This is a genomic window from Verrucomicrobium sp. BvORR106 (assembly GCF_000739655.1).
GTDB lineage: Bacteria > Verrucomicrobiota > Verrucomicrobiia > Verrucomicrobiales > Verrucomicrobiaceae > Verrucomicrobium.
Genome location: NZ_BATR01000025.1, coordinates 47,759 through 58,400, shown reverse-complemented (window position 1 = coordinate 58,400; position 10,642 = coordinate 47,759). Strand labels below are relative to the sequence as shown.

Here is a 10,642-nt window from a genome sequence, read left to right as displayed (position 1 = left end):
ATCCCAAGCCAAGTGACGAATACAAGGTGAAAGTGACCTGGGGCGATGACAGCGGCAGCCAGTCGGAGTCCTACTCGGTCACCTTCAAGGGTGGGAAGACCCTGGATGGATCGAAGCCGGGTTACCTCTCCAAGGACACCCTGACGCTGAACCGCAAGATCTCTTATGAAATAACCTTGAACCACAAGAGCACGACCCTCAAAGAGGGGCCGGACTATGACGGGACCCTGTATGTCGATGTGTTGACATCAGAGGGTGGCAGTACGCTGCCCAACCCGCGGGTGGTGAAGGTGGATCCTGACCGGTTGCTGACGTCGTTCTCAGACAACGCTGACTTCAAGAACAAGAAGGCGTATCTGCTACCTGCGGATGTTAAGAAGGTGAGCTTTGGCGGGACCAAGTATCACGAGCTGAAGTCTGACAACGGCACGACCACCTACAGCGCGCCTCAATGGGTGGATGGTAATGCGGATGGTGTCGCCGCTACGGGTATAAGTGCTGCAGGAGGGGACAAGAACTATCCCGTGGCGTACACCCGCAATACCAAGCCGCAGGTGGGGGCGGAGTTGCAGATCAAAGACCTGCCGTCTGGCCACACCGTCATGGTGAAGGCCACGTCAGCCCAGGGCCTGCAGATACCTGAAACTACCGTGACGCCCGGCAGCGGGGGCACGCTCAACCTGTCGCTTACCACGGCGCAAAACAACCTGACGAACTCCATCCAATTCCACAGTGCGGACGCGGGTTCCGCATTCAAGATTGACTGGGAGGTCAAGGTTGGCAACGGCGACTGGAGCGCGATCGGCAGCACCAAGCACACGGTCTACATCGTGATGGCAGACCCGATCAAGACGGCGGCGGCGGAGAAGAGAGAAGGCTTTTTCAACATCAGTTGCCGCAATGCCCAAGGCAAGGGGGCGGATGCGCAGGCCGTGGTGGATGCCATCTATGCGGACTTCACTGACAGGGATGTCCAAACGGTGAAACCCGGTACGGGTGAGAAATCAGGGACGGTGATGAAGTATTGGGGAAATCCGGCCACCGTCACCGCCAACCCTTTTGACTTGCTAAGCACAGGTGATGGGAAATGCGGTGCCTGGGCCACGCTCTTCATCAATCTCTTGCGAGCTCAAGGGATCGACTCGGATGTCTGCATGGTCACTCCGCCCCCGCCAGATCAGAACAAACTCAATACAGATTTGGTCGCCTACAACATCTTCCCGAACGGAACGCAGTACTATTGGGACGCAATGTTCATGGTCAAGGACTGGACTCTAAATGCGAACCCCTTCACTCCGACGGATGGGAACGGTGTGGCAGGGCAGGGGAATGGCAATCCTCAAGCCGTTTTCACCGATCATGCTATTGTCAAATACAATGGGAAGTACTACGATCCTTCCTACGGTCCGGCAAATCCCTATCCAAGTGTGCAAGCTTGGGAAGACGCTTCGCTGGATGCGTTTGGTGCATTGGTCAAGCTTTCACCGACTGGGCCAGGTCTTGTCTGGGTGTGGAAAGCGGATCCAAAAAACACAAAAGAAGTAGGGGAACCCCCAGTAAGCTACTAACATGAGAACTGCCATTTTGCTCCTGCTCCTGCTCCTGCCTGCGTCCAGTCGTGCTAAAGATATCAAGGAATTGCCGATGGGTAATTCTGCCAGCATGGTCCTGCAATCGGAAGAAGCCGACCAGAAGATCACCTACAGCCTGCAGCTTCGCCGGGAGGGGAGTGCTCCTGCTGAGTTCTGGAGAAAGGAAGTGGGGACGGAGAAGGTTCCCGGGAAGCTTCAGGAATGGGTGAAGATGGTCGATGGGATCGATGTCAATGGCAGGGTGACCGTGCTGGTTCAGACCTATATTGCGAGCTTTGTGCTGCTCCAGGGTGGGGAGAACGGTCAGGTGGAAAGTGAAGTCTCATTCCTTTCCAGTGCCCTTGAAGCTGCTGAGAACCTTGGTGGAGGCAGCATCAAGCTCAAGTCTCCCACTGAGGTGGTGATTACCTCCATATCCCATCCGGCTCCGGTGACGGCCACCATCACTCCCAAAGGAGAGCTGCTGGTGGATGGCAAACCGATGGTGCAAAGTGGTGGCACGTTGACGGTTGGCGGTGGGGTGTCGCAATCAAGCGCGGCCACACCTGATGGAGCTGCCACAGGTGCTGCGGCACAGGGCAAGGCTCCCACCGCGGCTGGTCAGAAGGGGGTGCAATCGCAAGCGACAGCTCCCGAGGCGAATGGCCTGTCGTACACGCGGTGGGGGATCGGGGCAGTAGTCGCCTTGCTGGGCCTGGGGGTGTTGCTTTGGCTGGTGAAGAGGTAGAGTCTCTGCGATGGGGTGAGGTCTGACCCGATGAGGCTTCCGGGTGTCGCTGCGAGGAGGTGCGGACTGGTTTCGCATTAATCTTATGTGCCTCTGACCGCGTCGGGCGGTGCCACATAGGGGCAGGCAAATCCTCCAACATACGAGTGAGACCACGCTCACTAAGGATCCTTGTTAAGATATGAAGTTGGCGATTTTTACAGCTTTGTTCTTCGCCTGTGCTGAGTGTGTGGCCAAAGATATTGTCGAGAAGAAGCTGACTCCTGCTTCCCAACTGGTGCTGCAGTATGATCAGACGGATGCGAAAACCACGTACAGGTTGCAGCTTCGAAAATCCGGCCAACAGCCAATAGAGTTCTACTTCAAAGAGGTCACCAAGGAGACGGGGAAGCCTTCGGAATGGCTCAGTCTTCTCGATGCGCTGGAGTCAGAGGGGAAAGTCACCGCTCTGGTGGCCACCGAAATTGGGGCGTTCATCCTCTTGCAGGGGGCGAAGGATGGGAGGCTGGAGAGCCAGCAGCGAGTCCACTCCCAGGCACTTGCGACAACCTTGAATTCAGGAGACGGGATAGTGCGGCTCATCTCGCCTCGCGAGATTGTCTTCCGCCCTCCTTCGTTCACGGAGTCCGTCACGGCCATGGTCATGCCGGACGGGGAATTGCATGTGGATGGCAAACCTTTTTGGCCCTATGGGGGCACTTTGAGGATTGGCTCCGAGGCGTCGCAATCAAGCAGCGCAACCCCTGATGAGGCTATCACGTCTGCTACAGCCCATCAGGAAGTGCCGGAATCACAAGTGACAGCTCCGGGTCACAGCAATTCGTTGTACCTGCCGTGGGTCATTGGCACACTTGGCGCGTTGCTGGGGGTCGGGTTGATGCTTTGGATGATGAAGAAGTAGATTGTCCGGCGGCCGTGTATCCAAGAATACTGACAAGAGGTTGGCTCCTTTTGAGCGCCGCTGTTTCGGCAGGGCACCTGTGCGGCCGAAATCCTGAACATGACTTGCGGAGGTTGAACCTTGTCTTTCGACTCCTGCCTGACTATGGATCACGATGGAATCGGTCCTCCCCCAAGTCATCATTCATACCGACGGCGGCTGCCTCGGCAATCCCGGCGTGGGAGGATGGGCGGCGGTTCTGGAGTCGCGTGGACGGCGCAAGGAGATCAGCGGAGGCGAGCCAGCCACGACGAACAATCGCATAGAGCTGCGCGCGGCCATTGAGGCGCTCTCCCACCTGAAAAAACCCTGCGCCGTGGAGATGCACACGGACTCCCAGTACGTTCGCAACGGCATCACGAAATGGCTGGCGGGATGGAAGAAGAACGGCTGGAAGACAGCCAGCAAGCAGCGCGTGAAGAATGAGGATCTCTGGAGCACGCTCGATGCCGCGGCACAGCGGCACCAAGTGAGCTGGCACTGGGTCAAGGGGCATGCCGGGCACGATGACAACGAACGTTGCGACCAACTCTGTGGGGAGGCCATGGAGGAGGTCAAGAAGCAACACACCCGTCAGCAACTCGCTGCCGCGCTCGTGGCTTTTAAAGACACCGGGCCGTGACCATGAGCACGACGAGATTCCCGATGAAGCTTCGCGACATCCGGTCCGCGGGCCGGACCCTCTGGCATCTCGGCATCCTGTTGTTGTGGGCGCTCATCATTGGCCTGGAACTGCTTCATGTCCGGCATCCGTCGGATGAGATGAGCTCGCTGCAAGATGGCCCGGAAGCGAACAAGCTTCACAGTATCAAACAAGCGTTGGAACAGGTGGCGTCCATTTACCGCACTCGTGACATGAGTGTCCCGACAGATCGAATGATTGGGCTCTGGCCGGATTTTGACGGGACCAAGCTCGGTGGGAAGCCAATCTTCTCAGGTGCAGATCCCCAGTCGATAGCGGACCCCCAAATCAGGGCTGCTTACGAGCAGGCACTCGTGGATCATGACAAGCTCTTGAGCCGGCTGCCGATCGAGCTGCACAAGCTTCAAGAAGGAGACGATTGCGCGAGCGAGGCATGGAGGATCCTCCAATCTTCCTCGAACTCCGCGAGCTTGATGGAAGCGGTCGCGAATCAGATCGCATCCATGCCAGAGGCTCCGTGGATCAAGGAGCGCTTGAGCAAGGTCATGCTTCTCGGGCATCCCTCCAAGGAGCCGCAAACGTCTGCTTCGGGCACAAAAGGTTAGAAGATGAAAACGCCGCGCATTCGAACTTTGCTCTGGGCTGGAACAATCACCGTCGGAGGCGCGGCAGTGCTTGCGTGGTTGTCGTTGGCCACTCCTGTGCTGACCAATGCAGCGGGACTGGCCTCTGAAAAGGTTTACATCATCCCCGAAGAATCGAACCTCTTGCGATTCAGACCGACAGAGATGAACAACGGATCCGGGGATTGGTGGATCTATGGCGAGGATCCCGACTGCTACTACCATTTCGAAGGCTCAAAGGAAGTGGCCTACCACGCCTTCAAAAGGAGCGACGTGGCGCAGTGTCCGAATTTCGAGCCGCGCGACTACGAGACATGGTGCGCGGGCCTGGTCATCCAAAGGAAGTCCGCCCGCATCACAGAATTCTGGACGCGGTAACGGGTGCGATGTTGATCAGTCCCGCGGGGTGCGAGGGCGTTCGTCACGCTTTCCGGATCTCCGCAAGCTTCGCGGACCCTTCGCTCCACGGCACTTCATGAGGCAGTCGTTTCGATTGCGCGGCGAGTGCCGCGATCACGCCAGCTCCTTCCCCCATGGCGACCGAGTTGCCCGTCACGCGATAACTGGAGTGCGAGATGAAGTCGCCGCTGATGCAGCGCCCGGCCATCATCAGGCCGTCCACGTCACGCGCGATCATCGCCCGAAGGGGGATGTCATAAGGCTCGACTTTGATGTTCATGTTCGCGCGATGGCCTGAGCCATCTTTGTTGTGATCGGCTGAGGTGGCGTGCACATCCACGCCAAAGGTCGCCCGCACCACCGCATCATCATACCTCGAACCTTTTATCACATCCTCCTTGGTGACGGTGAAGCGCCCCGCCAGCCGTCGTCCATCGCGCACGCCGATCTGCTCCGCCGTCGCCACCAGTTGCAAGCCCTCCCAGGGGCCACCGAGGCCGCGCAGTCCCGCCACCATTTTGTTCATCTCGGCGCGCGCCCGCACCGTCGCCGCGGTGAGCTCCGCCGCGTCCCAGGGTTTGACGCCATATTCGTGGTTCAACATGGCGAAAAGCAAATTATCCCGCACGTGGAACATGGTGGGGTTCGCGTAGGAGGGGAAGTGCCCTGTCTTCACGATCGCGTCTTTGATCTGTTTCTTCTTGTCGCCCTTGCTGTTTTCACCCGCCAGTGGCACTCCAAAGCGGACAAACTTCCGCAGGGCTTCGACGTCCTTCACGATCAGCAGAGCATTGAGCGACAGAGGCTGGCAGGGGCAGTCGGCCGCCTCGCCGATTTCAAACGTGCATCCTGCCAGTGCGCCCAGATCGCCGTCGCCGGTGGCATCGATGAAGACCGGCGCGCGCCAGGCCTGCCGGCCTGACTTGGACTCCGTCACGACCGTGGTGAGGCGTCGCCCATCCTTGAATGCCGCAGAGACCTTGGTGTGGTATTGAAACTTCACCCCGGCTTCCACACACAATTCTTCGAGAAGCAGCTTCAGCGCCTCGGGATCGTAGCAAAAGGCGCTCGCACTCTTGGTGTTCGCGCGCGCATCTCGCTTGTCCAGGCTGTCCCGCAGTTCCTTCGCAAAACCCGGTTTGTCGAAGTCGAGGAAGTACCCGAGCAATCCTGCGGTCCACACGCCACCCAGGCAGCCGCGCCATTCGAACAATCGCACCCGTGCTCCGGCGCGAGCGGCGGTGATCGCCGCCGTCACTCCCGCAGGTCCTGCTCCGCACACAATCACATCCGCATCTTCCACCAGGGGCACCTCGCACGCGGGCACCGCGAATGACCCTAGTTTGGCCGCCACCGCTTCCTGCGCTTGCGCTGAGGCACCGAGAGCAAATGGGGCGAGCCCGCCGCCCGCCAATGCGGTGCGGAGGAAAAGTCGGCGGGAGGAGTTTTCGGCAGACATCGGTGGTAGCGGGGATTGATGGGCCAATGACTCCCCAGGTGAGGAGCATTGATCGTGTTGGGTGGGGAGTTACGCGTCCGCCTGGGGTTTCTTTCGAGGATGAGGCTTCGAACGGCCTCCATTGAAATCAGGAGCATTGCTGGAGCAAAAGCGAGACTTGCACCCTGTCGGCAGGCGAGATATGGCGGGCTGGCAAGACGCATATGAGGTTTGATGACTACATAACCCAGTTTCAGCGGGTGAAGTGGGAGGGGGAACCGCTCTACTATCTGACGGAAGATTCATTGAAGGTGGATCGCCTGCGGGACAGGCTGGTGGTGATGGGCAAGCCGTTGCGATGGAAGGTCATTGGCGTGGTGATGGCGATTGCGCTGACTTTGGCTGCCATTGTCTCATCCGCATGGTTCACGGAGACGGTAGCCAGGAATCGGAACACCCGCATCATGGCGGGATACCTGCTCGCCGTGGGTGTGTTGGGCTGTGTGGTCGAGGTCGTGAGAGCGCGGGCGGCGAAGAACCGAGGCGTCATCATGGAGGCGGATGCGCATCAGATCAGATTGCCGCAACTTGAAGCAGTCATTCCCGTGAGCGACCTCGCGGCCATTGTGCAGATCGTTTGCACGAGCAACGCCACACTGGGCATGGAAGGGGCTGTGAAAGTGGATGAGCACATCGGCAATCATCGGATTCTGTCCACCTGTCTGGTATTGCAAAAGCGTGAAGATGAGGCGGGCGCGACCGGTTTGTACCGGGTGCTTCTGGGCGGAAAGCCGAATGCGTTCATCCGGCTCATGCACTCCATGTCTGAAGTGACAGCGCTGCCTTTGAGGTATGTGGCGACTTTCCCATTTCCCGGTGAAGTGCCAGATGGATGGAAGCTTGCCGATCGAGAGGCGTGAACTCTGTTTGTGGAGCTTGTCGCGGGATTGGACGGAGGCATGCGGTGGGAAGCATGCCCGTTGAATTTTCCTGCGCGTCGCATCGCGAGGCTGTAAACTGACCAACCATGTTCGGCCTAGGCAAGTCTCAAAAGTTGAGCATCAAACTCGATCCCATCCCGCTTGGAATTGTGCCAAGCGTGATTTCTGAAGGATGCGGGACGGGCAGGGCCTATGTCATCTATGTAACAACGGACCACAAGATGGGCATGATTGTCTTCAATCATTGTGCATCGATCTCATGTCTCCTGGAGAAGGGCTCTGGTTATGCCTCTGGCTTCGTGCATGATCTGCACCATTCGTCGGAATGGCGCTCGCTTTCGCCTGGCAGATCCGTGGATCTATGCCTGTCAGCCCCGAATGCCACCACCTGGGGAGACATCCATCACTACAAGATCCCCTTTGGACGAAGCATCGTGAATGTGTTTGCTGCGGACTTTGAAGTGAGGAGGCTCGACTGCCTTTCCGTTCCAGAAGCCGTTGAACACTGCATGGCCGATCTGCGGGCACACCACCGCGAGTTGGAGGAACTCGCCTCGGTGATCACTGAAGCTTACGGCGATTGAAAGTAGGACAAAATTTTGCGTTACAAGGTCGCGCCTAAATCCGTGGATAAAAACGTTTCATCGCCGACGGAGGACGAGGTCAAAAATTATCCATTTGGCTAGCTCGACACATTGGAGCGTGCAAAAAAACTTTGAGCCTCATAAAATGATCCTTCGCGCGTTTGCCAAGATCAGTCGTCATCCTTGTAACTCGACTGGGTGGCGTCCATCCTACTTCGAACCTTTTTCCCGCTTTCTCGTATGGCCGAATCGGAACACAATCCACCGACGCCTCTGAACGACGTCGCGCCATCCCTTGCACCTGCGAATGGTTCCGGCGGGGCTCCCATCCTGCTGCAAAAGCAGGCCATTTCAGGAAATTCTCCGGTGCACCAACCCACGTACGACCTGCCCAAGCCGCCGGGAGCATTCAGGAAATACTGGAACAAGATCGGTGGCGGTTCCTTCCTGGTGAGCCTGCTCATCCATGTGGGTCTGTTGGTGATCGCCTACTTCATGGTGCAGACCATTGTGCAGGAAAAGAAAGTGGACTTCCTGCCCGGCGGCGGGAGCAAGGCCGGTCAGGAGGCCTCCCAGCAGTTGAGCCAGCAGATCCGGAACAAAAAGCAGATGCTCAACAAAACCACGCCGATGAGGAAGGTGGTGTCCAGTTCGACCAATGCCGCCATCTCGCTGCCTGACATGCCGATGGACAGCATCGACATGCCGGAGATGAGCAGCATCATGGGCGGAGGGGCCATGGGCTCGGGTGGCTTTGGCAACAGCGGGGCCGGCGGCGGCTTTGGCTCGGGCATCGGCACCGGTGGCATGAAGGGGTTTGTGGCGCGGACGGTCTTCGGCAATCTGGGTGGAACCGGCGGCGTGCCAGGAGTGCTCTACGATTTCAAGCAGGATCGCAAAGGGAAACCGCAGCCCTACAACGCCAACGGATACTTCCAGCTCGTGAAGGCGTTTGCGGACAAGAAGTTTGGAGCCTCGGAAATGAAGGGTTATTTCCAAGCTCCACAGCAGATGAACTTCACCTTCCTGGCCGTGCCCTTGCTGGCGGCAGAGGAGGGCCCCAAGGCCTTCGCTGTGGAGAAGGACGTGCAGCCCCGCGGCTGGCTGGTGCACTACACCGGTATGGTGACCCCCCCTGAGAACGGCGAGTGGCGTTTTGTGGGCTACTTCGATGATCTCCTGGCCGTGTACATCAACGGCGAGCCGGTGCTGGATGCTTCGCGTGATGACCTGGTGAATCTGGGCGAATCCAAACCCGACATGGACCTGCGCCAGCCTTGGGGCGGGAGAGGCGTGCTCAACGGCAAGTGCATGGTCGGCAAGTGGGTCAATCTCAATGGCCACTTCAAGATCGACATCCTCGTCGGTGAACGTCCCGGCGGACAGGTCGGCGGCCTCCTGCTCGTCGAGAACCGCAAGGAAAAGTACAAGAAGACGGATTATGACCTCCCCATCCTGCCCCTCTTCACCGTCGGTAAGCCCGACAAAGAGGACATGGAACGTATGAGGGCTTTCTCAGAGAAGATCGCCGGCCAGATCGGCGGCCTGGAACTGAAGAACATCCCCATCTTCACCGCTGGCACCGTCGCCGATCGCGCCCGGTCGATGCTCAATCCCGGCATCGGCCTGCTGCCGGCGAGGGGCAATTGAGGGGAAAGTTTCTCATCCTGACGATCGACGTCAGTCAGCCTGGCATGATGATGGAGTTCGGCTGCCTGAAGCCGTCTGCAATGGCTTGTGTAGGGAATGCTCGTTCGTTCCCTTCCTATGGGTGCGCCGTGCGGCGCACTGTCAGGAGTGTGAGCAGACAGGCTATTGAAAGTGCTGAGAGATGAGGAAGAGCGCATTTTCAGCCAGCGATTCTTTTATGCTGGGCATGAAAGTTTCAGCCCGACAGGCACCGTAATCCGACCTGTGATCCCACTGCCGCACCCACTGAAGAAAGCGTTCACGCTGGCTCTCAGGGTGGTCTTGCTGGGCCTTTGGGGATGGGCGGGGGCCGAACGAGCCTTGGCAGCAGATATGCCACCTGCACCTTCACCCGCCGCGGCAGCCAATGACGCCGAGGGAATGCCGCAGCCGCTGAAACAGGAGCTCTTCGAGGGCCTTCTCACGAATCCTCCTTTTACCCGCTCCCTGGGGCTGTCGGACACGCTGATCCTCACCGGCGTGGCCCGCTTCGACAACGAGGTGTATGCCACGCTCCTCGACACCAAGACGATGGAATCCCAGGTGGTCTCGCAGAAGCCCAATCGGGAAGGGTGGCAGCTCATCGGCATCGGTGGCGATCCCGCCCTGATGCACACTTGGTCGGCCAAGATCCAGATCAAGGGGGGCGAGGTCGCGGTGATCCGCTACGGGAAGCCTCCACCCAAGCCTAAACGGCCTATTGGCGGTGGCGGAGGCTTTGGGGGTGGCCCGGGCGGCTCCCAAGCCCCCCTGAGTCCGTCTGAGCAGGCGGAGGCCAAGCAAGCCGCCGTAAACTTTCGCGAAGGATTTTCCTCAGACGGGTATCCGCGCCAGCCTCCGCCCGAGACGGTGGAGAAGCTGTCCCGCATGAGCGTGGAACAGCGCGAGGCGATCAACCGCGAGATGATCGGCATCCGTAATCGCGGCATGAGCATGGAGGAGCGCCGTCGCATCTACGAGGACATGGTGAATCGCACCAGCCGGGGTGGACGGTGAGCTGATGCAAAGCATGAAGGATTGACGCATGGGTGACGTTCATGAGGGGCGCGCCGTCCAGGTGCGCCTG

At 58.7% G+C, this 10,642-nt stretch carries 11 protein-coding genes; 10 read left to right on the top strand and 1 reads right to left on the bottom strand.

What is annotated here, in order from left to right:
• The 6 genes from BV106_RS04595 to BV106_RS04570 all read left to right on the top strand — a co-directional run.
• Nucleotides 1-1,568, top strand: a 1,568-nt coding sequence (locus tag BV106_RS04595; protein ID WP_265595336.1) for a hypothetical protein, incomplete at its 5' end; no start/stop codon positions are given.
• Between the two features lies 1 nt (nucleotide 1,569).
• Nucleotides 1,570-2,319 carry a hypothetical protein gene (locus BV106_RS04590; protein WP_265595335.1) on the top strand — a complete coding sequence of 250 codons (750 nt, stop codon included), beginning with the start codon at nucleotides 1,570-1,572 and terminating at the stop codon, nucleotides 2,317-2,319.
• A 181-nt stretch (nucleotides 2,320-2,500) separates the two neighbouring features.
• Nucleotides 2,501-3,220: a hypothetical protein gene (locus BV106_RS04585; RefSeq protein ID WP_038161169.1), complete on the top strand. Its 720-nt coding sequence runs from the start codon at nucleotides 2,501-2,503 to the stop codon at nucleotides 3,218-3,220.
• Between the two features lie 154 nt (nucleotides 3,221-3,374).
• Nucleotides 3,375-3,881, top strand: a complete 507-nt coding sequence (rnhA, locus tag BV106_RS04580; RefSeq protein ID WP_038161159.1) for a ribonuclease HI — start codon at nucleotides 3,375-3,377, stop codon at nucleotides 3,879-3,881.
• Nucleotides 3,882-3,883: 2 nt separating this feature from the next.
• Nucleotides 3,884-4,507, top strand: a complete 624-nt coding sequence (locus tag BV106_RS04575; RefSeq protein WP_038161155.1) for a hypothetical protein — start codon at nucleotides 3,884-3,886, stop codon at nucleotides 4,505-4,507.
• A 3-nt stretch (nucleotides 4,508-4,510) separates the two neighbouring features.
• Nucleotides 4,511-4,903, top strand: a complete 393-nt coding sequence (locus BV106_RS04570; RefSeq protein ID WP_265595334.1) for a hypothetical protein — start codon at nucleotides 4,511-4,513, stop codon at nucleotides 4,901-4,903.
• 43 nt (nucleotides 4,904-4,946) lie between these two features.
• On the opposite strand, the gene BV106_RS04565 is transcribed toward BV106_RS04570, so the two are convergent.
• On the bottom strand, nucleotides 4,947-6,383 hold the full coding sequence (locus BV106_RS04565; RefSeq protein ID WP_038161150.1) for an FAD-dependent oxidoreductase: 1,437 nt from the start codon (nucleotides 6,381-6,383) through the stop codon (nucleotides 4,947-4,949).
• 203 nt (nucleotides 6,384-6,586) lie between these two features.
• Between BV106_RS04565 and BV106_RS04560 the strand changes: the two genes are divergently transcribed.
• The 4 genes from BV106_RS04560 (at nucleotide 6,587) to BV106_RS04545 (ending at nucleotide 10,572) form a co-directional block, all read left to right on the top strand.
• The gene (locus tag BV106_RS04560) at nucleotides 6,587-7,282 is read left to right on the top strand and encodes a hypothetical protein (RefSeq protein ID WP_265595333.1); all 696 of its coding nucleotides are present in this window, start codon (nucleotides 6,587-6,589) and stop codon (nucleotides 7,280-7,282) included.
• Between the two features lie 107 nt (nucleotides 7,283-7,389).
• Nucleotides 7,390-7,887 carry a hypothetical protein gene (locus BV106_RS04555; protein ID WP_038161143.1) on the top strand — a complete coding sequence of 166 codons (498 nt, stop codon included), beginning with the start codon at nucleotides 7,390-7,392 and terminating at the stop codon, nucleotides 7,885-7,887.
• Nucleotides 7,888-8,127: 240 nt separating this feature from the next.
• Nucleotides 8,128-9,537 carry a hypothetical protein gene (locus BV106_RS04550; RefSeq protein WP_038161140.1) on the top strand — a complete coding sequence of 470 codons (1,410 nt, stop codon included), beginning with the start codon at nucleotides 8,128-8,130 and terminating at the stop codon, nucleotides 9,535-9,537.
• Nucleotides 9,538-9,909: 372 nt separating this feature from the next.
• The gene (locus BV106_RS04545) at nucleotides 9,910-10,572 is read left to right on the top strand and encodes a hypothetical protein (protein WP_265595332.1); all 663 of its coding nucleotides are present in this window, start codon (nucleotides 9,910-9,912) and stop codon (nucleotides 10,570-10,572) included.
• Nucleotides 10,573-10,642 lie beyond the last annotated feature (70 nt).